The organism is Streptomyces sp. NPDC002232 (assembly GCF_042890295.1).
In the GTDB taxonomy this organism is placed as follows: Bacteria; Actinomycetota; Actinomycetes; order Streptomycetales; family Streptomycetaceae; genus Streptomyces.
The window spans coordinates 90619-112995 of record NZ_JBIARV010000007.1; the positions used below are offsets into that span (position 1 = coordinate 90619).

Here is a 22377-nt window from a genome sequence, read left to right on the forward strand (position 1 = left end):
CGCGCGGCCGTGCGTACCACCGCGCACCTGCTCGCCGTCGTGGCCGCCGCCGCGCTGGTCCTCACCGGCTGCGGCGGCCGGGCCACCACCCACCACAAGCCCGGCACCAGTCACCAGGAGGCCACCGGCGACAGCGGCACCCTCCTGGCGGCCCGGGACGAGAGCGGACACCGGCTCCGTGAGCTCCCCGCGGCGGACGCGCCCACCGTCAGGGCCGAGATCCGTCCCGACTCCGAGGGCGGCTGGAACGTCCACCTCACGGTGGAGAGGTTCCAGTTCACCCCCGAGAGCACCGGCGGCGCGGCGCTCCCCGGCCGGGGCCACGCCCGCCTCCTCGTCGACGGTCGCGAGACCACCCGCCTGTACGGCCCGTGGGGTTACGTGCCGCCCGGCGCCCACACCCTGACCGTCCGCCTCCACGCGGACGACCACACCGTCTGGACCGTCGCCGGCGCCCCGGTCCAGGCCACGGTCCGTCTCGACGCCACCCCCGCCACCTCCACGGGCTCCTCCGCCCCGTCGTCCTCCGCCCCGCCGTCCTCCACCCCGTCCGCCTCCGCGCCGTCCGCCTCCGCGCCGTCGAGCCCCTGGACCACCGACCCCGGCCGGACCGTCACCCTCACCCTCACCGGAACGACCGTCGAGCCACCTCCCTCCCGCATCGAGCTGAAGAAGGGCGAACGCCTCACCCTCCGTGTCACCAGCGACCGCGCCGACACCCTTCACGTGCACGGCTACGACCGCGAACTGCCCCTCTCTCCCGGCGTGCCCGCGACCCTCACCCTCACCGCGGACCGGACCGGCCTCTTCGAGGTCGAGACGCACGAGTCCGGACTCGTGCTGACCCAACTCGTCGTCCGATGAGCCCCGGCCCCGGCCCCGCACCCGCCGGGCCCCTCGGGCTCCCGCTCGCCCACGGCGTGGGCTCCCGGCACGACCTCCCCCTCTCTCCCTTCTACGCCTACGCCGGCGCCTTCACCGCCCTCCTCGTCTCCTTCCTCGCCCTCGGACTCCTCTGGTCCTCCTCCCGCTTCGACGGCGACCGGTCGGGCCGCCCGCTCCCCGCCGCCGTCCAGCGGGCGGCCGACGCCCCCGCCACCCGCACCGCCCTCCGCCTGATCGGAGCCGCCGGCGCCCTCCTCTTCCTGCTCCACCTCCTCCTCGGCCCCGACGACCCGGACCGCAACCCCGCGCCGGGCGCCCTCTACGTCCTCCTCTGGGTCGGACTCGTCCCCGCCTCCCTCCTCCTCGGCCCCGTGTGGCGCCTGCTCAACCCCCTGCGCGCCCTGCACTCCCTCCGGCCGCCACGGAACCCGCGCCCCCTGCCCGCCGCGCTCGGCATCCGGCCCGCCGCCGCCGGACTCCTCCTCTTCACCTGGCTGGAGCTCGTCGCCCCCGACAACACCTCCACCACCACCCTCCTCGTCGCGCTCGGCGTCCACACCTCCGTCCAACTCCTGGGCGCCGCCCGGTACGGCGACCGGTGGTTCTCCCACGCCGACCCCTTCGAGGTCTACTCCTCCCTTCTCGCCCGGCTCTCACCGCTCGGCCGCCGCGCCGACGGCCGCCTGGTCCTGCGCTCCCCCTTCCACGGCCTCGACTCCACCCCGCAGACCCCCGGTCTCGTCGCCACCGTCTGCGTCCTCCTCGGCTCCACCGCCTACGACGGCCTCTCCGACAACCCCCGCTGGATCACCACCCTCCAGACCTCCGCCCTCGGCCCCGTCCCCACCGCCACCCTCGGCCTCGCCGCCACCGTCGCCCTCGTCGCCGCCCTCTACGGCGTCTGTGCCGGCGCCCTGCGCCTGATGAACCCCGCGCTCACCACTCCGCTCACCTCCTTCGCGCACTCGCTCCTGCCCATCGCCCTCGGCTACCTCACGGCCCACTACTTCTCACTTCTCGTGACCGAAGGGCCACGTACAGTCATCATGGCAGCGGGCACTGACAACGCCCCCTCGCCCGCTCCACCCCTGGGTCCCGGAGGCCTCGCCACCCTCCAGGTCGCCGCGATCGTCACCGGTCACGTCCTCGGTGTCGTCGCCGCGCACGACCGGTCCGTGCGCCTCTTCCCGCCCGCCCGGGCCGTCGCCGGGCAACTCCCGCTGTTCGTGCTGATGATCGCGTACACCCTCGGCGGCATCGGCCTGCTCATCGCCTGACGGCCCGCCCCGTCCCACCGGCCCCGCCCGGCGAGCTGGGCCGGCGGTGAGGGGGCCGATCGCCTCAGCCGGACCGGAACGGCATCATGGACCCCGTGCCCCAGACCCGCCCCCGAACCCAGCCGGCGCTCCGCCGCGCTCCCGTGCAGCAGCGGAGCGCCGAGCGGCTGGCCCGGATCCTCGACGCCTGCGCCGTCCTCCTCGACGAGACCGGCTACGAGCAGTTGAGCACCCGCGCCGTCGCGGCCCGAGCCGGCGTCCCCATCGGCTCCGTCTACCGCTTCTTCGGCAACAAGCGGGCGATGGTCGCCGCCCTCGCCCACCGCAACCTCGACCGGTACGCGGAGCGGATCTCGGAGCGCCTCGCCTCGGCGCCGATCCTCGACGCGCACGGCGCCATCGACAGTGTCCTCGACGAGTTCATCGCGATGAAGCGGACCGTCCCGGGATTCGCGCTCGTCGACTTCGCCGCGCCCGCCGCCACCCCCGGGGACGCCGCGCCGGACGGCCCCGACGAGGACCCGGCCGAGGCGGTGCCCGACGATCCCAACCGGCTCGTCGCCGAGAGGATCTGTGCGCTCCTCGCCACCCACCTCGGCCGCGCCGCGGACGAGGACCTGCACCGGAAGGTGCTCGTCGGAGTCGAGACCGCCGACGCCCTGGTCCGGCTCGCCTTCCGCTCGGACCCCGCGGGGGACCCGGCGCTCGTCGCCGAGACCCGCTGCCTCCTCCACGCGTACCTGGCGCCCTCGCTCTCGTGACCTCGCGCAGGGCCCCTCCCCGCCGTGCCTACCGGTCGGTATGCTCGGCGTCACCCGACGCCCCCAGGGAGACGCCATGCCCACAGCCCTGCGCATCTGCCCCCTCTGCGAAGCGACCTGCGGACTCACCCTGACGCTCGACGGGAGCCGCGTGACCGGGGCGCGCGGCGACCGCGACGACATCTTCAGCCAGGGGTTCCTCTGCCCCAAGGGCGCCTCCTTCCCCGAGATCGACGCCGATCCCGACCGGCTCCGGGTCCCCATGGTCCGCAGGGACGGCAGACTCCAGGAGGCCACCTGGGGCGAGGCGTTCGACACGATCGCCACCAGGATTCGCCCGCTCGTCGAGGAGTACGGGCCGGACGCGGTGGGTATCGTCCTGGGCAACCCCAACGCGCACACCATCGCCGGCGCCCTCTACCCGCCCCTGCTGATCGGCGCGTTGCGCACCCGGAACGTCTTCACCGCCTCCACCCTCGACCAGATGCCCAAGCACGTCTCCAGCGGACTGCTCTTCGGGGACCCCCTCGCCGTCCCCGTGCCGGACCTGGACCGCACCGACCACCTGCTGATCCTCGGAGCCAACCCGCTGGACTCCAACGGCAGCCTGTGCACCGCGCCCGACTTCCCCGGCCGGCTCAAGGCGCTGCGCCGGCGCGGCGGCACCCTCACCGTCGTCGACCCCCGGCGCACCCGCACCGCCCGCCTCGCCGACCGGCACGTCGCGATCCGCCCCGGCGCCGACGCCCTGCTCCTCGCCGCCCTCGTCCACACCCTCTTCGACGAGGACCTCGCCGACCCCGGCCCGCTCGCCGCCCAGGTGGAAGGCGTCGAGGAGGTACGGGCCGCGGTGCGGGAGTTCAGCCCCGAGGCGGTCGCGGAGGCCTGCGACGTCGACGCGGACACCCTCCGTGTCCTCGCCCGGGAGCTCGCCGCCGCGCCCACCGCCGCCGTCTACGGGCGGATGGGCAGCTCCACCGTGGCGTACGGCAGCCTCGCGAACTGGCTCGTCGACGTCCTCAACGTCCTCACCGGCAACCTCGACCGGCCCGGCGGCGCCCTCTTCCCGCTCTCCGCCACCTCACCCGCCCCGCGCCCCGCGGGGCCCGGCAGGGGTTTCGCCCTCGGCCGCCGCCACAGCAGGGTCTCGCACCACCCCGAGGTCAAGGGCGAGTTGCCGCTCGTCGCCCTCGCGGAGGAGATCGAGACGCCGGGGGAGGGGCGCATCCGGGCGGTGATCACCGTCGCCGCCAACCCCGTCCTCTCCGCACCCGACGGGCAGCGCCTCGACGCGGCCCTCGGCTCCCTCGACCTGATGGTCGCCGTCGACCCGTACCTCAACGAGACCACCCGCCACGCCGACGTCCTGCTGCCCCCGCCGCCGCCCTCCCGGAGCGCCCACTTCGACTTCGCCTTCAACGCCTTCGCCGTCCGCGACCAGGCCCGCTGGTCGCCCGCCGCCGTCCCCCTGGAAGCGGACCGCATGGACGAGTGCGAGATCCACGCCCGGCTGATCCTCGCCGTCTCCGGGATGCACGGCGCCCCGCCCTCCGCCGTCGACGACCTCGCCATCGGCACCACCCTCGCCAAGGCCGTCGTACAGGAGCACTCGCCGGTGTTCGGGGCGGATCCCGAGGAGTTCGCCGCCCGGCTCACCGGGGCCACCGGAGCCGAGCGGCGACTCGATCTGATGCTGCGGCTCGGTCCGTACGGCCTCACGCTGGACGAGCTGAAGGCGCACCCGCACGGCATCGACCTCGGACCGCTGAAGCCGCGGCTGCCGGCGGTCCTCAGGACGCTCAGCGGGCGGATCGAGCTGTTCCCCGCGCCCCTCGCCGCCGACCTGCCCCGGCTGCGGGCCGCCCTCGACGCGCCACCGGAGCCGGAGACCCTCCAGCTCGTCGGGCGCCGGCACCTGCGCTCGAACAACAGCTGGCTCCACAACACGCCTGCGCTGGGCGGGGGTTCGAACCGCTGCACCCTCCAGGTGCACCCCCGGGACGCGGAGCGCCTCCGGCTCACCGACGGCGGCATGGCCCGGGTGAAGGGCGAGGGCGGGGAACTGGAGGTGCCGGTGGAGGTCACCGACGGCGTCCGGCCGGGCGTCGTCAGCCTTCCGCACGGCTGGGGACACGACCGGCCGGGCACCCGGCTCTCCGTCGCGTCCGCGCGCCCCGGGGTCAACGTCAACCAGCTGCTCGACGGGTCCCGCATCGACCCGCTCTCCGGCACGGCGGTCCTCAACGGCTTCCCCGTCGAGGTGTCGCCCCGCCGGACGACCTGACCGGCACCGCGTCTTGCACCCCTTATTGACCTGGGGTTTTGCTCGTATTGCTCACGCGTGGACATCTTGTTAACGGCGGAAGGGGGCACCTACGGTCATCCGGACCGCCGCTCGGCGGCAGTTCAAGGGTGAACGTGAGGTGTCCTCCATGCTGACCGTCCTCGGCTTCGCCATGATCGCGACCTTCCTGGTCCTGATCATGCTGAAGAAGATGTCGCCGATCGCGGCGCTCGTCCTGATCCCCGCGTTGTTCTGCGTCGCGGTCGGGCAGGGCGCCCAGCTCGGCGACTACGTGATCGACGGGGTCGGCAAGCTGGCGCCGACGGCCGCGATGCTGATGTTCGCGATCGTCTACTTCGGCGTCATGATCGACGTCGGCCTCTTCGACCCGATCGTCCGGGGCATCCTGCGCTTCTGCAAGGCGGACCCCGTGCGGGTCGTCGTGGGCACCGCGGTGCTCGCAGCGATCGTCTCCCTGGACGGTGACGGCTCCACCACCTTCATGATCACCGTCTCGGCGATGTATCCGCTCTACAAGCGGCTCGGGATGAGCCTGGTGGTCATGACCGGTGTGGCCGCCACCGCCAACGGCGTCATGAACACCCTGCCCTGGGGCGGCCCCACCGCCCGCGCGGCGACGGCGCTGAAGCTCGACGCCGCCGACATCTTCGTGCCGATGATCCCCGCGCTCGGCGTGGGCCTGCTCTTCGTCTTCGTCCTGGCGTACGTGCTCGGGCGCCGCGAGCGCAAGCGCATCGGCTACCTGACCCTCGACGAGGCCCTGGTCCCGGAGACCGACGCGGTACTGGTCACGGCGGGCGGCGGTGCGACCAAGGGTCCCGGTGGCGCGGCCAAGGGTGCCGGCGGTGCGAGCAAGAGTGTCGGCGGTGCGGCCAAGGGCGGCGGTGGTGCGGCCACGGCCGAGGGTGGCGACAGTGGCGGCGGCTCGGGTGAGCGCGGTGGCGCCCTCGCGGCGGCGACGACCGGTACGGGCGAGGGCGAGGATGACGGATTCCAGGGGCTCGACCCCGACCGCGCGACGCTGCGGCCCCGGCTCTACTGGTTCAACGCTGCCCTGACGGTCGCGCTGCTCGCCGCGATGATCCTCGAACTGCTGCCGATCCCGGTGCTGTTCCTCCTGGGCGCCGCCCTGGCGCTCACCGTCAACTACCCGAAGATGGCCGAGCAGAAGGAGCGCATCGCCGCCCACGCGGACAACGTCCTCAACGTCGCCGGCATGGTCTTCGCCGCCGCCGTCTTCACCGGCGTCCTCACCGGCACCGGCATGGTCAAGCACATGGCCGACTGGCTCGTCGGCGCGATCCCCGAGGGTATGGGCCCGCACATGGCCCTGGTCACCGGCGTGCTGAGCCTCCCGCTCACCTACTTCATGTCGAACGACGGCTTCTACTTCGGTGTCCTGCCCGTCCTCGCCGAGGCGGGTGCGGCCCACGGGGTGTCGCCCCTGGAGATCGCCCGCGCCTCGCTGGCCGGACAGGCCCTGCACATGTCGAGCCCCCTGGTGCCCGCGGTGTACGTGCTCGTGGGCATGGCCAAGGTGGAGTTCGGCGACCACACCCGGTTCACGGTGAAGTGGGCCGCGCTCACCTCGCTGGTCGTGCTGGCGGCGGGGATCCTCTTCGGGATCGTCTGACCCGGCCGGGCTCGACCCGGTCCAGTCCCGGCCGCGGGAGCCGGTGGGCCGGTCCTGTCCTCGTCCCGTTCCGCCCGCGGGAGCAGGTCTGCCGGTGCCGTCCCGCCCGAGGGAGTCGGTGGGCCGGGTGGAGGGGGTCCGGGGAGGTGCGCCGGACGGGTGGAAGTCGGAGGGTGGTGCGGCCGGGTCGCCACCCTCCGTATCCATACTGTGACAGATAGTCGGATTATCGCGGTAATGGCCGACGTGATCACGACTGGAGGACCTCTCCCATGGCGACACCCCCCACCCGCACCCTGCTCCGCGCGACCCTCGCCTCCCTGGCGCTCGGCGCCGTGACCCTCGCCGGCGCCCCCCAGGCCTTCGCCGCGCCGGGCGACAACGGCGACGTCAAGGTCCACCGGCAGGGCACCCCCGACACCGACCAGGCCAACCAGCCCCAGGTCGGGTGCGTCGTCCGCTTCGCCGCCTTCAATTTCGACGGCTTGCAGAGCATCCGATGGAACATCTACGCACAGCCGGGCGGGCCAGGGAACCAGGATCCGTCGTTGAGGAACGGCAGCATCGCGATCGACGTCAACGGTGACGGGCACACGAACGACATCTCGGGCCTGGCGACCGGCATGTACAAGGTCGAGTGGACGTGGGTGGGCCAGAACGGCGCGGCGAAGTCGAAGGTCTTCCGCGTCAACTGCCCGACGGGCAACGGGGCGAACGGCGGGAACGGCAACAGCGGCAACGGCAACGGCGGCAACGGGAACGGGGGCGACGACGGCGGGAACGGGGGCGGGGGCAACGGGAGCGACGGGAACGGCGACGGCGGAGACGGGGGCGACAGCGGTCACGAGCACGGCGGGCCCCCGCACGGCGCGGTCGGCGCGGGCGGCGGCGGCAGCGCGCAGATCGCCGCCGAGGACTCCTCCGCCTTCGGCGTCGGGGCGGCCGTCGCCGCCGGTCTCGCCGGCACGACCGGACTGGTCCTGATCCGCCGCTCGCGCCGCCGCGTCCATGGCGCCTCGTAGGTCCCGCTTCACGCGCAGGCAGCGGCGGCTGCTCCGGCTCGCCAGGACCGTGGCGCTGACCACGGCCCTGGTGACCGGGGGCTTCTGGTGGGCCGGCGACGGGGAGCCGGCCGACCCGCCGCTCGCCGCGGCGCCGGCCGCCTCCGGCGCGGCCGCCCAGGGCGCGGCCGGAACGGCGGCCGGAGCGCACACCGCCGTCGACCACAAGGCGAAGCCCAGGGCCCTGCCCAAGGCCGCGCCCGCGCCGAAGCCCGCGCCCGCACCCGCGCCGCTCGCCCGGTCGCGCCCGGTCACCGTCGCCGTCCCGGCCATCACCATCGAGGCCCCCGTGATGGAGCTGGGCCTCGACGCCACCGGCCGGCTCGGCACCCCGCCCGCCGACGACCCTCGGATCGTCGGCTGGTACGCCAAGGGGCCCACGCCGGGTGAGCGGGGGACCGCCGTCGTCGTCGGTCACCGCGACACCCGCACCGGGCCCGCCGTCTTCCTCAACCTCAACTCGCTCAGCGCCGGCAACACCGTCCGGGTCGCCCGCGCCGACGGGAAGGTCGCCGTCTTCACGGTCGACCGCGTGCGGACGTACGCGAAGAACGCCTTCCCCGACAAGGAGGTGTACGGGGACGCCGGGCGGCCCGAACTGCGGCTGCTCACCTGCGGCGGAACCTTCGACCGGGGCAAGGGCTACGAGGCGAACATCGTCGTCTTCGCCCACCTCACCGAGATCGCCCAGAAGATCTGAAGCGGTCGCGACAGACGCGGGATCCGACGGACTCGGATCCGGCCCTGGATCCGACGCGACCGCGACGGCGCTCGGATCCCCCGAACCCACGCCCCGGCCGACGGACCCAGCCGCTCCGTCGACCGGGGCGTGTCGCGCGCCCCCGTGCCGTACCAACCTCTCGCCCCCTCGCCCCCCCTCGCCCCCCTCGCCCCCTCGCCCCCTCGCCCCCCCTCGCCCCCTCGCCCACCGTCGCCTCCCTCTCCCGTCCTCTCCCGTCCTCGCCCTCCCCGTCCGCCGCATCCGTGGTCCCCCACCTCCGCCGGTCCGCGCCCTCCCGCTCGACGCGGCAAGGGGGGTTCCGCCAGTTCCGGTCGCGTACGCCTGTGCGGGCCCGACGTGGACATCCCCCGCGTCGGGGCGGCACGATCGAACAGCGCGCTCCGTCCGGGTCCGCGCCGCTTCCCGCGGCGTCCCCGGTGAGACGGGCGGCACCCCGCGGACCCTGGCGCCGAAAAACTAACAGCGCTAGTTTGGGTCGGACGAGGAACCGGCAACGTGAGGAGACAGCGGATGAAGGCCCACGACGGGATGTACATCGGCGGGGAATGGCGCCCCGCCTCCTCCACGGACACCATCCCGGTGCTGAACCCGGCGGACGAGCAGGTCATCGGCCACGTCCCGGCGGGCACCGCCGAGGACGTCGACGCCGCCGTGCGCGCCGCCCGCGCCGCGCTCCCCGGCTGGGCCGCCACCCCGCCCGCCGAGCGCGGAGCCCGGATCGCGGCCCTCCGCGACGCGCTCGCCGCCCGCGCGGAGGAGATCGCCGCCACCGTCACCGCCGAACTCGGCGCCCCGCCGCAGTTCGCCGCCGCCGTCCACGCCGGACTCCCGATCGCCATCGCCGGCAGCTTCGCCGAACTCGCCGCCACCCACCCCTTCGAGGAGAAGGTCGGCAACTCCACCGTCTACGCCGAGCCGGTCGGAGTCGTCGCCGCGATCACCCCCTGGAACTACCCGCTCCACCAGATCGTCGCCAAGGTCGCCCCGGCCCTCGCCGCCGGCTGTACCACCGTCCTCAAGCCCGCCGAGGACACCCCGCTCACCGCGCAGCTCTTCGCCGAGGCCGTGCACGAGGCCGGCCTGCCCGCCGGTGTCTTCAACCTGGTCACCGGCCTCGGCCCGGTCGCCGGGCAGGCGCTCGCCGAGCACCCCGGCGTGGACCTCGTCTCCTTCACCGGCTCCACCGCCGTCGGCCGCCGCATCGGCGCCCTCGCGGGCGGCGCCGTCAAGCGGGTCGCCCTCGAACTCGGCGGGAAGTCCGCCAACGTGATCCTGCCGAGCGCCGACCTCGCCAAGGCCGTCTCCGTCGGCGTCGCCAACGTCATGTCCAACTCCGGCCAGACGTGCAGCGCCTGGACCCGGATGCTGATCCCCGCCGACCGGTACGAGGAGGCGGTGGCGCTCGCCGCCGAGGCCGTCGCCAAGTACGTCCCCGGGGAGCGCGTCGGCCCGCTCGTCAACGCCAAGCAGCGCCAGCGCGTGCGCGGCTACATCGAGAAGGGCGTCGAGGAGGGCGCGCGGCTCGTCGCGGGCGGTCCCGAGGCCCCGCGCGAGACCGGCTACTACGTCTCCCCGACGGTCTTCGCCGACGTCACCCCCGAGATGACCATCGCCCAGGAGGAGATCTTCGGCCCGGTGGTCTCCCTCCTGCGCTACGAGGACGAGGAAGAGGCCCTCGCCATCGCCAACGGCACCGTCTACGGACTCGCCGGAGCGGTCTGGGGGGACCCCGAGGAGGCCGTCGCCTTCGCCCGCCGCATGGACACCGGCCAGGTCGACATCAACGGCGGCCGGTTCAACCCGCTGGCCCCCTTCGGCGGGTACAAGCAGTCCGGCGTCGGCAGGGAGCTCGGCGCGCACGGCCTCGCCGAGTACCTGACGACCAAGTCCCTGCAGTTCTAGGCCCAGGAACCGAGGAGAGACGCGTGATCCGCGCCGCCGTCCTGCCCGCCGTCGGCTCTCCGCTGGAGATCACCGGCATCGAACTGCCCGCACCCGGTCCCGGCCAGGTCCGGGTGCGGCTCGCCGCCGCCGGGGTCTGCCACTCCGACCTCTCCCTGACCGACGGCACCATGCGCGTCCCGGTCCCGGCCGTCCTCGGACACGAGGGCGCCGGCACGGTCGTCTCCGTCGGCGAGGGCGTCACCCACGTCGCCCCCGGTGACGGCGTCGTCCTCAACTGGGCGCCGTCCTGCGGCGGCTGCCACCCCTGCTCGCTCGGCGAGGTCTGGCTCTGCGCGAACGCGCTGACCGGCGCGGCGAACGTCCACGCCCGCACCGAGGACGGCACCGAGCTCCACCCGGGGCTCAACGTCGCCGCCTTCGCCGAGGAGACGGTCGTCGCCGCGAACTGCGTCCTGCCCGTCCCCGACGGCGTGCCGCTCACCGACGCGGCGCTCCTCGGCTGCGCGGTCCTCACCGGCTGGGGCGCGGTCCACCACTCCGCCCGGGTCCGGGAGGGCGAGACCGTCGCCGTCTTCGGCGTCGGCGGGGTGGGCCTCGCGACCCTCCAGGCGGCCCGGATCGCGGGCGCGTCGACGATCGTCGCCGTGGACGTCTCCCCGGAGAAGGAGGCGCTCGCGAGGGCCGCCGGAGCCACCGAGTACGTCGTCGCCTCCGCGACCACGGCCAAGGACATCCGGAAGCTGACCGGAGGCCAGGGCGTCGACGTGGCCGTCGAGTGCGTCGGCCGCGCGGTCACCATCCGGACCGCCTGGGAGTCCACCCGGCGCGGCGGCCGCACCACCGTCGTCGGCATCGGGGGCAAGGACCAGCAGGTCACCTTCAACGCCCTGGAGATCTTCCACTGGGGCCGCACCCTCGCCGGCTGCGTCTACGGCAACTCCAACCCGGCCGAGGACCTCCCGGTGCTCGCGGCGCACATCCGGGCGGGACGGCTGGACCTCGGCGCCCTCGTCACCGAACGGATCACCCTGGACGGCATCCCGGGCGCCTTCGAGAACATGCTCGCGGGCAAGGGCGGCCGCGCCCTCGTCGTCTTCTGACCCGAGGCGCGGAAGCGCGTACCGACGGGAGGGCGTCCGGCCCGGGCCGCGCGCTCCGGCCCGAGCCGCGACTTCCGGCCCTGGGCGCGCGGAAGCCCGTACCGGCGGGGGTCCGGTACGGGCTTCCGTGGTGCGACCCGCGGGGAGCGGGTCAGAGATCGAGGACGAGACGGTCGCCGCGTGAGCGTCCCACGCAGATCATCATCGTCGTCCCCGAGGCCTTCTCGTCCTCGCCGAGGACGGTGTCGTGGTGCTCGGGCGTCCCGGCGATCACCTTCGTCTCACAGGTGCCGCACCAGCCCTCCTCGCAGGAGTACGCCACACCCGGCATCACCTCGCGCACGGCGTCGAGCAGGGTCCGTCCGGGCGGCACGCTCAGGGTCCGCCCGGTCCGCCGGAGCTCGACCTCGAAGCCGCCCTCGCCGGAGGGCCTCTCCACCGGCGCCGCGCCGAACCGCTCCAGGTGCAGCGGTCCCCGCCACCGGTCCTCCACCGCCCGCAGCAGCCCCTCGGGGCCGCAGCAGTACACGGCCGTCCCGGCGGGCTGCCCGGCCAGGACGGCGTCCAGGTCGGGCAGCCCCGCCGTGTCCTGCGGGACGAGCGTGACCCCGGGCAGCGCGGCGAGCTCCTCGCGGTACGCCATGGAGGCCAGGCTCCGCCCGCCGTACAGCAGCGACCACGAGCCCGTCGGCAGCGAGCGGACCATCGGCAGCAGCGGGGTGATGCCGATGCCGCCCGCGACGAACAGGTACCGCTCGGCGGGCACCAGCGGGAACCGGTTGACCGGGCCCCGGACGTCCAGGACCGTCCCCTCGCCGACGGAGGTGTGGAGCTCCTCGGAGCCGCCCCGGCCGCCGGGCTCCCGCAGGACCCCGAGCCGGTACGTGGTCCGGTCCGCCGGATCGCCGCAGAGCGAGTAGTGCCGGACCGTCCCGGACGGCAGCGTCACCTCCAGGTGGGCTCCCGGCTCCCAGGGCGCGAGCGCGGCGCCCGAGGGGTCGCCGAGCAGCAGCCCCAGGACCCCCTCGGCCTCCCGGACGACGGAGCGGACCATGAGCCGGACCGTGTTCATGACGTCACCTCGGCGTCGTTCACGGCATCACCTCGGCGTCCCGGTGGGCGGGAGCAGCGGCTCCGGCCACAGCCGGCACAGCGCCCCGTACACCACCGCGGCGACCACGAAGGAGGCCGGCAGGCTCAGGTCCACGCCGCCGGTGAGGCCGGTCAGCGGACCCGTGTAGAGCGGGTTGTTCACCCACAGCACGCCCACCACGGAGCCCGCCGCGAAGGCGGCGGCGGCGCGCGCGTTGACCCCGCCCGTGTACCAGTACCGTCCGCCGCCGCCCGTGGTGAACGCGCGCAGTGCCTCCGCGTCGTACCGGCCGCGGTGGAACACGTATCCGACGGAGAGCACGGCCGCCCACGGCGCCACGACGGTGAGCAGCAGCGTCACGAACGCCGACATCGCGTCCATGGCGTCGTACACCACCGCGCCGAGGTAGAGCACGGCCGCCGCGAGCAGCGCGACCACCGTGGTCACGGCGGCCCGGGAGGAGCGCCAGAACACCGAGTTGGCGGAGAGCCCGGCCGCGTACAGGCACAGCCCGGCCTGCGGCAGGGTGCCCGCGAAGCCGAAGACGACCACCGCCACGGCGAACCAGGCGGGCACGGCGTCCGTCAGGCCCTGTAGCCACGGCTCGTCGGGCACGGGGAAGAGCGTCGTCACGTACGCGCCGGTGAGCAGCGCGGCGAGACTGCTGAGGAACATCGAGATCCCGCTCGCCCGCACCACCCGGCCGGTGGGGGTGCCGGCCGGCATGTAGCGGGTGTAGTCGCCCTGGAAGGTCGCGTACGACAGGGGCACGGTCGCGGACGCGGTCGCCGCGAGCAGCCAGGTGTGCAGGGTGCTGTCCAGCGCCAGGCTGCCGCCGGAGTATCCGGGGTCGAACTTCGGCGCGAGGACGAGCGCGGTGCCGAGCAGGACGGCCCCGCCGGTGACGGCCGTGATCCGGTACGTGCGGACCAGCGTCTCGTGGCCGCGCACGGCCACCAGCGCGACCGCCGCCGCCGTCACGAACATCGCCACGGTCAGCGCGCCGGGGCCCGTCGGGGTGGAGAGCAGCCGGTGCCCCGCGACCATCACGGCGGTGCCGCCGGTCCACACCGCGATCGCGAAGAAGCCGAGCGCGGTCACCACGGTGATGACGTTGCCGACGACCCGGCCGCGCACCCCGAAGTGGGCGCCGCTCGACACCGGATCGTTGGTGCCGGTGCGGACGCCGAAGCGGGCGAGCGGCGCGAGCAGCGCGGTCCCGACCGCGACGCCGGCCGCGATCGCGGTGGCCGAGGCCCACCAGCCGAGGCCGAAGACCACCGGCAGGGCTCCGAGCACCACGGTGCCGAACGAGAACTGCGCGGAGGGCCAGATCCAGCCGAAGTCGCCCGGTGTCGAGGTGCGTTCCGCCTCGGGCACCGGCGCGATGCCGTCGTGGTCGACCGCCGCACGGGGCGGCGTCACGGTGGACGCCGCCCCGGTCGGTGTGGTGGTCATGAGGCGCCCCCGGCGAGCTCCTCGGAGAGGGCCCCGGCCGGGTCCTGGCCGGGCAGCACGTCGACCACCCGGAGGGCGGCGCAGGCCGCCCCGGAGGTGCGCTCGCCGCTGGTCAGGTCGAAGGTCGTGTGGTGCAGGGGGCAGGTGATCCGCAGCCTGTCCCCGTCGACCCTGCCGTACTTGAGCCGGCCCCCGCGGTGGGGGCACAGGGCGGCCGCGAGGACCTTGCGGCCGCCGACCTCGACCAGGACCAGGTCCTCGGTCACCTGGCGGACGACGGGCTCGCCGGAGCCCCGCCGCCCGGCGGGCACGGCCGTCATGCGACGCTCTCCCGGGCCCGCGCGATCGCCGTCTCGGTGGCCTCGCCGACGATGTCGGAGGCCAGTCGCACACCCGCCCAGATCTTCGCGAAGTCGGGCTCGTCGAGCGCGCGGATCGCGGTGCGCATGTGGTTGCTGTGGTACGAGTCGATGTACAGGTGCTCGGTGTAGTAGGCGTCGTGGGCGATCCCGAGCCGCCGCGCCGCGCGGGCGAAGCTCTGGAAGGCGTACAGGACGCTGGTCTCGAAGTAGGCGTACGCCCCCAGGAAGTACTGCGGGGACGGCGCCCGGCTCGCCAGCCAGTGGAACATGTTGACGTAGGCGTAGCACTCCGGGGACGTGTCGTCGAGGTAGTCGTCGAGCTCCAGGCTCATCCCGAGCTCGGTGAGCAGGTCCCGGTAGAGCTGGGAGTGGGCCTTCTCCTCGTTGCCGCAGCCCAGTTCGTCGATCAGGACGCGGAAGACCGCCATCGCCGAGCGGTAGGGCAGCCGGGGGACCACCGGGAGCAGCGACTCGGACTCGGTGAGCCCGTCGAGCGCGAACTCCCGGACGATCAGCTTGAACTGGTCGAGCGTCGCGTGCTCGGCGAGGAAGGTCGCGCTCTCCGGGAGGGCGGCCTCCTCCTCGGCGAGGAACTCCTTGAGCGCCTGGAGCAGCTCGCCGGCCGAGCCGAACGTGGGGGCGGAGGCCTCGTAGGCGCGCGCCTTCGGCAGGATCCACCGCTCCTCGATCGCGGTCATCGAGCCGTAGTCGCCGAGGTTGGGCACCCGCCGGTAGAGGGCGTGCAGTTCGCGCTGGGCGGTCGCGGCCGGGGCCGCGATCGAGTGCGCGGCCACCGGGACGGAGGAGGCGGTGGGGGAGGCGGGGGTGGTGCTCATGCCGCCTCGACCTCCTCGTGCGTGGTGGGGGAGGAGATCACGCCGCGCTCGTGCAGTTCCTTCTTGACCCAGCGGTACCAGTCGTCGCGGAAGACGCCGTACTTCTCGCAGACGGTGTTGATCTCCGCCTGGCGGTCCGGGGTGGGGTCGACCAGCATCGCGTTGCACAGGCCGGGTTCGAGGTTGGCCAGCGGGCCGATGAAGCCCTGGATGCCGCGGGCGTCGACGAGGAGGTTCTCCCAGCCCTCGAAGACCGGGATGCCGGTGCCGGCCTCGGCCATCCTGCGGGTGAAGGCGGCGTCGCCGCTCGACTCCTTGATGCCGACGATCCCGGGGATCTCCTTGCAGATCCGGATCAGGGTCTCGAACTCGATGCGGTTGCCCGACAGCGCCTCCTCGTTGTAGAGGAAGATCGGTATGTCGAGGGCCGCGCGGATCGCCCGGTAGTGCTCGACGATCTGGTCCTGCGTCACGTCGGCGCCGAAGGGCGTGGTGACGACGACGGCGTCGGCGCCGATCTCGGCGGCCGAGCGGGCCCGGTCGACCACCGAGGCCGTGTCGGGGAGCTGGATCCCGGCGAGAACGGGGAGCCCGCCGGCGTGCTTCACGGTGTACGTGACGACGTCCTGCCACTGCCGGGCGTCGAGCTTCCAGCCCTCGCCGGAGGTGAGGGCCGGCATGAGACCCGTGACCTCGGCCCGGATGTGGTCCAGGAGCCGGACGACGCTCTGCTCGTCGACGGTGCCGTGCTCGTCGAGCGGGGTGATCAGGGGGACGACGGTCCCGGAGTAGGAGTCAGGCATGAGTGGAGTGCCCTTCGAGATCTGGATCAGAGGGAGTCGGAGTCGACCTTCAGCACCAGCGAGCGCCGGTAGAGGTCCTCCAGGTACGCGGGGAACGCGGGCTCCGCGCCGGTGCCGAGCGGCACGACGGGCAGGCCGTCGGCCGCCTTCAGCAGCCGGGGGCTCGCGGTGTGCAGCACGCCGTTCCGGCCGGTGACCTGGGCCAGCAGCAGGCGCTCGTGCGTGGGGAGTCCGTCGAACTCGGGGGTGGTGAAGGCCCGCCGGAGGTCGTCCTCGTCGTACGGGACCCGGTCGATGGCCAGGTCGGTGTGGAGGACGTCCATGAACGGGTAGTAGTCGTCCTGCACGCCGCGCTCGTAGCCCCAGACGAGGTCGTCGCAGCGGCCGACCTGCTCCCAGTTCATGACGACCCGGCCGGCGTCCCCGGCGGCGAGCCGGGCCGCGAAGAAGGACTTCGCGGCGACGCGGACGGTCTCGTCCTCGCTGTGCATGCCCATGAAGAGCGTGGCGTCGATGAACACCGTGGGGGCGTGCCCGGCCGCCCCGTTCGCGGGCGTGGCGTCAGCCGGCATAGCGCTCGAGCACCTTCCGCATCCGCTCCATCGCGCCGGCGAACACCTCGGGCTCGCGGGCGAGGGCCAGGCGGACGAAGCGCTCGCCCTTCTCCTTGGTGTTCCAGTAGAAGAAGGTGCCGGGCAGGACGTACACCTCCTCGTCGAAGAGGACGGCCTGGAGCTGGGTGGCGGTGAGGTTCTCGGAGGTGATGCGGAACCAGGCGACGCTGGTGCCGACCACCGGCTCCTGGAACTCCAGGATGGTGCCGGCGAGGGCGGCGCGGGCGGCGTCGCCGTTGGTCTTGATGATGTCGCGGACGGAGGCGAAGCCGTCGGTGATGGAGTCCTCGATGTACTGCGTGACCATGTTGAGGACGAACGGCGACACGTTCAGCAGGACGCTGGTGTGGAGGTTGTAGACCTCCTCCTGGATGTTCCGGCTGGCGGTGATCATGGCGCACTTGGCGTCCTGGATCGGCCAGGTCTTGCCGGTGTCCTCCATCACCATGTAGGTGACGCCGGACTCCTCCAGGAGCTTGTAGATGTCCACCCGGCCGATGCCCTCGTCGCAGAGCGCGAAGGAGGCGAAGCAGAAGTCCATGACCAGGACCTTGTCGTGGTCGACGCAGTAGCGCACGACCTCGGCGAAGCCCTCCAGCTTCTCGGCGAGCAGGGTGAACCCGGTCGGGTTGTTCGGGTCGACCAGGTAGATCGCGTCCGCGTCGATCGACTCGACCAGGCGCTCGTAGATGGCGTCCTTGTCGTGCAGCACCGACTCGTCGACCGGACCGAGCGGCACCTGCATGTTGCGCAGCAGGTCGACCAGGTTGTCGAAGCAGGGCTCCACCAGCTGCACGGACATCCCGCGCTGCTTCAGGAACATGCCGGCCACCATCGTGGAGACGCTGGCGGAGTACGAGAGGAGCGTCCGGTCCATCGCCCGGGCGGTGGGCTGCTGGTGCAGGCGGAAGAAGGCGTCGATGAACTGGCGCTCGAAGTGGGCCTGCTGCTTGGACTCGGACTCGTGCCAGAGCTCGGGGAGCCGGGAGACGATGCGCTCCTGCGAGGCGGACTGACGCTGGTGGGTGTGCGCGTCGGCCAGGTTGAACCGGGTCTTCAGAGCCTCGATCTCGTGCTGGGTGAGGTCGACGAAAGTGCTGACGTCTGCCTTGTCGGTGACCGACATGAAGAACTCCCGCTGTCGAAACGAATCTCCGTCCGGAATTCCGGCGGCGTGAATGACTGTAAGAGCTTCGAGCGGCCTTGCGAATAACGGCCGGGTCACGCAATTAATAATCACCGCGATGTTCTGCGGCAGAAAAAAAGGAACGACGGCCAGGCATTCCTCGAAAGGAATGCCTGGCCGTCGTTCGCGCTGGTACCGCCGCTTCCGCGGCTTGTTCCGGCTATTCGGTGGCGGCCCGCAGCAGGATGTCTTCGTACACCTTCGGGTCGTCCGAGGCGATGACCGGCCAGCCGATGCCGTACGCGCCCTCCCAGCCCACGTCGATGCCGGGGTTGGCGTGGTCGGAGCCGTCGGGCAGGAACAGGTGGGGGCTGCAGTTCACGCGGTCGCTCTTGGACAGGGCGGCCTGGTCGGCGAGGCTCCGGCGGGCCCGGCCGTCGTCCAGCGCCTCGGTGAGCGCGTCGACGTCGACGGCGCCCGTCTCGGCGGCGACGTCCAGGATCACCTTGCGGTGGCTGATGCACCGCGACTCGGCCCAGAAGGCCCGGCGCAGCCCGAGGTCGAGCTGCTCGGAGGCGTTGAGGCTCTGCTCCTTCGCGGCGAGCACCGCCTCCAGGGCGGGCAGCGTCGTCGACGGGTACAGCCAGTCCTTGGCCTGCCACAGCTGCCAGCCGGCGGCCGGCTCCAGGCTGGCCATCCGGGCGACCTCGCTGTCCGTGCCGGGGCGCGGGCTCGGGGCGTCGTTCAGGAGTTCCAGGGGGAAGGCGCGCAGGTCGAAGGAGACCTGCTCCTCCAGGCCCAGCCGGGTCCGGGTGGCGTGGAGCCGGTGGATGGCGATGTGCGCGAAGGAACACCAGATGTCGGAGAAGACGGTGACGACTCCGCGCGGCGGGGTCAGTTCGGCGGTGGTCGGGTCGGACATGGTTCTCCTCGGTTCGGGTGCGCGGGCCGAGCGGTGCTCAGCCGGTGGTGGACTCGTGGGCGTCCAGGGCCGCCTCGAGGTCGAGGTCGGCGTCCGGCAGCCAGGCGGGCAGGGACGGGATGCGGGCCATCGCGTCGAAGAGCCGGGGCACGGCGGCCTCCTCGACGGTCGGCCCGTGGGCGCTGAGCAGCCGTGCGGGGCGCAGGGCGGCCAGCTCGTGCACGGGGCGGAGGAACTTGGCCTCGTCGACCAGCGCGGTCCACGGGGCTATCGCACGGTTCAGTACCTCGAAGCCGTGGAAGAATTCCTCCTCCGAAAGGTCGGTGAAGTCCTGCTGAATTTCTTCGACGACGGTACCGAAACTGTCGGAGCTGTAGAGCGTTCCATCGGAATGGTCGAACACGGCGAGGGTTCCGGGTGAATCGAAGGTGGGGGGCCGGTGAAAACTCAGCTCACGATCGCCGACTTTTACGCGACTTCCCGGGTTCGCGGTCACCACCCGTTCCTGCGGAATGCTGAACTCTTCCGATATTCGCGTGATCGATATCGCGTTGGCCAGCACCTTCGCCCGCGGCGCGGCCTCCAGGATGCGGGCCAGGGCGCCGGTGTGGTCGCGGTCGTCGTGGGTGACGACGACCCAGCGCAGGTCGCCCGGCTCGATCAGCGACCAGAGGGAGTCCAGGAAGCCCTCCCGGTCGACGGGCATGCCGGTGTCCACGAGCAGCGGCTCGCCGGACCGGAGGAGGAAGGCGTTCACCGGCTGGTCGCCGAGACCGGGGATGGGCAGGGCCGACGGGAGGACGTGGATGTCCGGCCCGGCGGTGTAGGACGTCTTCATGAGCAGCCTTTCACGAGGCGCCGAGCGGGCCGGGGGTCCCCCGGGCGCGGGCCCGGGGGAGGTGCCGGCCTCGGTCAGACGAGCTGGATGGTCAGGGAGCCGGCGATCAGCAGGGCGAGGCCCAGGGCGCGCGGCTTGGTCAGCGAGCGCTGCGGGAGCTTGAACAGGCCCTTGTGGTCGATCAGGGCCGAGGTGAGCTGCTGGCCCGTGACGGTCAGCGCGATGGTGACGGCCGCGCCGATGGTCGGGATGAGCAGGAAGGTGCCGGTGACGTACGCGGCGGCGCAGGCGCCACCGAGCCAGCCCCACCAGGGCATCTTCTTGAGCGGGGCGATCTTGGGCTTCGGGGTCTTCCGGGTCGCGTAGAGCACGAGCAGGACGACGGCGATGGTGAAGGTCGCGACGGCGAAGCTGATCACGGCGACGGTGATGGGCTGCTTCAGCTGGGCGCGCAGCTGGGCGTTGACCGCGCCCTGGATCGGGAGCACGGCGCCGGCGACGATGCCGAGGACGAGCCAGCCGGCGCGGCCGGCGCTCGACATCTTGGGGGCGCCGGGAGGAGCCGCGGCCTTCATGCCCCGGATGATCACGACGATGCCCGCGAGGACGGCGAGGGCGCCGAGGACGATGCCGACGCTCAGGTCCTTCTGCTTCAGGCCGAGGAGGCCGAAGAGGTCGAGGGCGAGCGAGGCGAACATCTGGCCGGTGACGAAGAGTCCGACGGCTGCCAGTGCGCCGAGCCGTGGGAACAGCAGGATGCCACTGGTGATGTAGAGGGGGCTGGCGAGTCCGCCGAGCAGCTGCCACCACTCCACGTCGGGCAGCTTGCCGAGCGCGCCGAGCGCACCGGCGGCCACCGCGAGCACGACGAGCAGCGTGGTGGCCACGCCGAGCTGGATGGTGGAGGCGCCGTACGGGGTGCCGACGGCGGCGTTGAGCTGGAGGTTCACCGAGGCCTGGACGGCCAGGAGGCAGCCGACCAGCAGGGCCGCGGCGAGTAGCGCGGTGTGCATCTGGATCTCCCTGGGGCGGGATGGCGAGCGGATAAGTGGACACTGAGTCCGTTTAGCATGCCATGCAACATGGCAAACGGACAAGGTGTCCACTTAGCCCCGGGGGAAGTAAGGTCGGGTCATGAGCGAGGAAGAGCAGCGAGGCCGCGGGGCCTCCTCCGTGCACCGGGTCGGCGGGCTCCTCGGTGATCTTCAGGCCGCGGACGAGCAGCCGGTCGCGCCGCGCAGACGCGCGGACGCGGAGCGCAACCGTGCCCAGATCCTGGCCGCGGCCGAGCGGCTCTTCGCCGAGCAGGATCCGCGCTCGGTCACCATGGACCGCATCGCCAAGGCCGCCGGCGTGGGCCGGGCCACGCTGTACCGGAGCTTCCCCGACCCGTCCTCGGTGGCGGTGGCGCTGCTCGACGAGCACGAGCGCCGGCTCCAGGGGCAGCTCATCTACGGGCCGCCGCCGCTCGGCCCCGGCGCCCCGGCGGGGGAGCGGCTCGCGGCGTTCTACCTGGCGATGCTCGACCTGCTCGAACGGCATCTGCCGCTGGCGCTGGGGGCGGAGACGGGTCCGGCGCGTTTCCGGACGGGCGCGTACGGATTCTGGCGCGTCCACGTCCGGACCCTGCTGGTCGACCACGGGGTCGAGGACCCGGATCCGCTGATCGACATCGCGCTCAGTCCGCTGTCGCCCGAGCTCTTCCAGTTCCAGCGGCACGAGCTCGGCCTGTCGGCCGAGCGCATCGGGCGCTCTCTGACAGTCTTCGCCCGCCAGCTGCTCCACTCAGGAGGCGGTCGCTGACCGTCCTGGTGAGGGAGCCTTCGACGCCGCCTGTGGCGTCGGCATGGTGGTGACGGCCGGACCGGCCGTGGTGGCCGGGTGGACGAGGCCCGGCAGGATCAGCTCCCAGATGCGGCGCAGCCGCACCTCCGCGGGGTCGTGCAGGGCGTCGCTCTCCGTCGGCCGGGGCGGGTCGGCGGGCGTGCCCGGGGGGCGCATCTCCAGCTCCACCCCGGTGATCACGTAGCCGATCAGCGCCGCGACCGCCGTCGCGTCGACGCCCGGCCGTAAGGCCTCCTCGGCCGCCGCGTACCGCGCCAGACGGCCCACCTCGCGCCGCCAGGGACACTCCTGGCCCGGCCCGGGTTCGGTCGACTGGAGTTCGCGGGCGAGGCGCTCGCCCGCCCGCGCCGTGGGATCGGTCTCGAAGAGCCGGATCAGCGCGTGGGTGGTGATGACCAGCTTGTCGATCGCGGTGCCGCCCACGCCCTCGGTGGACAGACAGGCCGACTCGACCGTGATCCGGGTGACCGCGCGGGCCCGGCCGCGCACCGCGGTCGCCAGGTCCGACTTGGTCGCGAAGTGGAAGACCAGTGCGCCGGTGGTCACGCGTGCCTCACCGGCTATCCGGGCCAGCGAGGCCCGCTCGTAGCCCACCCTGTCGAACACCTTCGCGGCCGACGACAGGATCTCCTGTCTGGTGCGTTCCGCGCGCTGCTGAATCGCCATGAGCTCCCCCGTGGAGTTGGAGTCGCGAGAAGGGCCGGAGCGTTGTCTTCCGGCCCGCGCCTGTGACCGACTCGAAACTATCCGGCCGGGGACCGGCGAAACGTGCCTTCCTTTCGTTCCGGCCGGAACTGGGGCTTGACGCGCT

The 22377-nt window shown here is 73.0% G+C and carries 21 protein-coding genes; 10 read left to right on the forward strand and 11 right to left on the reverse strand.

Going from position 1 to position 22377, the window contains the following annotated elements:
• Positions 1–9 precede the first annotated feature (9 nt).
• The 9 genes from ACFYXU_RS32065 to ACFYXU_RS32105 all read left to right on the forward strand — a co-directional run bounded on the left by ACFYXU_RS32065 (position 10) and on the right by ACFYXU_RS32105 (position 11669).
• Complete coding sequence (locus tag ACFYXU_RS32065) at positions 10–864, forward strand: hypothetical protein (RefSeq protein WP_389461183.1); 855 nt, start codon at positions 10–12, stop codon at positions 862–864.
• The gene (locus ACFYXU_RS32070; RefSeq protein ID WP_389461185.1) at positions 861–2162 is read left to right on the forward strand and encodes a hypothetical protein; all 1302 of its coding nucleotides are present in this window, start codon (positions 861–863) and stop codon (positions 2160–2162) included. Before ACFYXU_RS32065 ends, ACFYXU_RS32070 begins: the two co-directional genes overlap by 4 nt.
• 86 nt (positions 2163–2248) lie before the next feature.
• Entirely contained in the window at positions 2249–2923 is a 675-nt protein-coding gene (locus ACFYXU_RS32075) for a TetR family transcriptional regulator (RefSeq protein WP_389461187.1), read from the forward strand.
• A gap of 76 nt (positions 2924–2999) precedes the next feature.
• Positions 3000–5207: a molybdopterin-dependent oxidoreductase gene (locus tag ACFYXU_RS32080; protein ID WP_389461189.1), complete on the forward strand. Its 2208-nt coding sequence runs from the start codon at positions 3000–3002 to the stop codon at positions 5205–5207.
• Between the two features lie 148 nt (positions 5208–5355).
• On the forward strand, positions 5356–6861 hold the full coding sequence (locus ACFYXU_RS32085; RefSeq protein ID WP_389461191.1) for a CitMHS family transporter: 1506 nt from the start codon (positions 5356–5358) through the stop codon (positions 6859–6861).
• A 272-nt stretch (positions 6862–7133) separates the two neighbouring features.
• Positions 7134–7883 carry a hypothetical protein gene (locus ACFYXU_RS32090; RefSeq protein ID WP_389461193.1) on the forward strand — a complete coding sequence of 250 codons (750 nt, stop codon included), beginning with the start codon at positions 7134–7136 and terminating at the stop codon, positions 7881–7883.
• Positions 7870–8622 carry a class F sortase gene (locus ACFYXU_RS32095; protein ID WP_389461195.1) on the forward strand — a complete coding sequence of 251 codons (753 nt, stop codon included), beginning with the start codon at positions 7870–7872 and terminating at the stop codon, positions 8620–8622. The genes ACFYXU_RS32090 and ACFYXU_RS32095 overlap by 14 nt, the downstream gene beginning before the upstream one ends.
• A 552-nt stretch (positions 8623–9174) precedes the next feature.
• The gene (locus tag ACFYXU_RS32100; RefSeq protein WP_376510926.1) at positions 9175–10566 is read left to right on the forward strand and encodes an aldehyde dehydrogenase family protein; all 1392 of its coding nucleotides are present in this window, start codon (positions 9175–9177) and stop codon (positions 10564–10566) included.
• Positions 10567–10589: 23 nt separating this feature from the next.
• The gene (locus ACFYXU_RS32105; RefSeq protein WP_389408632.1) at positions 10590–11669 is read left to right on the forward strand and encodes a Zn-dependent alcohol dehydrogenase; all 1080 of its coding nucleotides are present in this window, start codon (positions 10590–10592) and stop codon (positions 11667–11669) included.
• A 151-nt stretch (positions 11670–11820) separates the two neighbouring features.
• Here the strand turns inward: ACFYXU_RS32105 and ACFYXU_RS32110 are convergent, their stop codons facing one another.
• From ACFYXU_RS32110 to ACFYXU_RS32155, 10 genes are all read right to left on the reverse strand, one after another.
• Complete coding sequence (locus tag ACFYXU_RS32110; protein ID WP_389461197.1) at positions 11821–12741, reverse strand: PDR/VanB family oxidoreductase; 921 nt, start codon at positions 12739–12741, stop codon at positions 11821–11823.
• Positions 12742–12768: 27 nt separating this feature from the next.
• Complete coding sequence (locus ACFYXU_RS32115; protein WP_361393662.1) at positions 12769–14220, reverse strand: cytosine permease; 1452 nt, start codon at positions 14218–14220, stop codon at positions 12769–12771.
• Complete coding sequence (locus ACFYXU_RS32120; RefSeq protein WP_376510920.1) at positions 14217–14540, reverse strand: Rieske (2Fe-2S) protein; 324 nt, start codon at positions 14538–14540, stop codon at positions 14217–14219. The genes ACFYXU_RS32115 and ACFYXU_RS32120 overlap by 4 nt, the downstream gene beginning before the upstream one ends.
• Entirely contained in the window at positions 14537–15418 is an 882-nt protein-coding gene (locus ACFYXU_RS32125; protein ID WP_329855782.1) for an iron-containing redox enzyme family protein, read from the reverse strand. The genes ACFYXU_RS32120 and ACFYXU_RS32125 overlap by 4 nt, the downstream gene beginning before the upstream one ends.
• The gene (locus ACFYXU_RS32130) at positions 15415–16221 is read right to left on the reverse strand and encodes a dihydrodipicolinate synthase family protein (protein WP_329855783.1); all 807 of its coding nucleotides are present in this window, start codon (positions 16219–16221) and stop codon (positions 15415–15417) included. The genes ACFYXU_RS32125 and ACFYXU_RS32130 overlap by 4 nt, the downstream gene beginning before the upstream one ends.
• Positions 16222–16247: 26 nt before the next feature.
• Entirely contained in the window at positions 16248–16793 is a 546-nt protein-coding gene (locus ACFYXU_RS32135; RefSeq protein ID WP_361393665.1) for a DUF6190 family protein, read from the reverse strand.
• Positions 16783–17961, reverse strand: coding sequence for an aminotransferase class I/II-fold pyridoxal phosphate-dependent enzyme (locus ACFYXU_RS32140; RefSeq protein WP_361393666.1), 1179 nt, complete (start codon positions 17959–17961; stop codon positions 16783–16785). Before ACFYXU_RS32140 ends, ACFYXU_RS32135 begins: the two co-directional genes overlap by 11 nt.
• Positions 17962–18181: 220 nt before the next feature.
• Positions 18182–18883, reverse strand: a complete 702-nt coding sequence (locus ACFYXU_RS32145; protein WP_329855787.1) for a DsbA family protein — start codon at positions 18881–18883, stop codon at positions 18182–18184.
• Between the two features lie 37 nt (positions 18884–18920).
• The gene (locus ACFYXU_RS32150) at positions 18921–19721 is read right to left on the reverse strand and encodes an MBL fold metallo-hydrolase (protein WP_329855788.1); all 801 of its coding nucleotides are present in this window, start codon (positions 19719–19721) and stop codon (positions 18921–18923) included.
• 74 nt (positions 19722–19795) lie between these two features.
• Complete coding sequence (locus tag ACFYXU_RS32155) at positions 19796–20734, reverse strand: DMT family transporter (RefSeq protein ID WP_329855789.1); 939 nt, start codon at positions 20732–20734, stop codon at positions 19796–19798.
• Positions 20735–20855: 121 nt separating this feature from the next.
• Here ACFYXU_RS32155 and ACFYXU_RS32160 point away from each other — a divergent pair, with 121 nt between their 5' ends.
• On the forward strand, positions 20856–21524 hold the full coding sequence (locus tag ACFYXU_RS32160) for a TetR/AcrR family transcriptional regulator (RefSeq protein WP_376510914.1): 669 nt from the start codon (positions 20856–20858) through the stop codon (positions 21522–21524).
• Here ACFYXU_RS32160 and ACFYXU_RS32165 read toward each other — a convergent pair.
• A complete protein-coding gene (locus tag ACFYXU_RS32165; protein WP_329855792.1) occupies positions 21507–22232 on the reverse strand; it encodes a TetR family transcriptional regulator in 726 nt (241 codons plus the stop codon). The two genes, ACFYXU_RS32160 and ACFYXU_RS32165, sit on opposite strands and share 18 nt — an antisense overlap.
• Between the last annotated feature and the right edge of the window lie 145 nt (positions 22233–22377).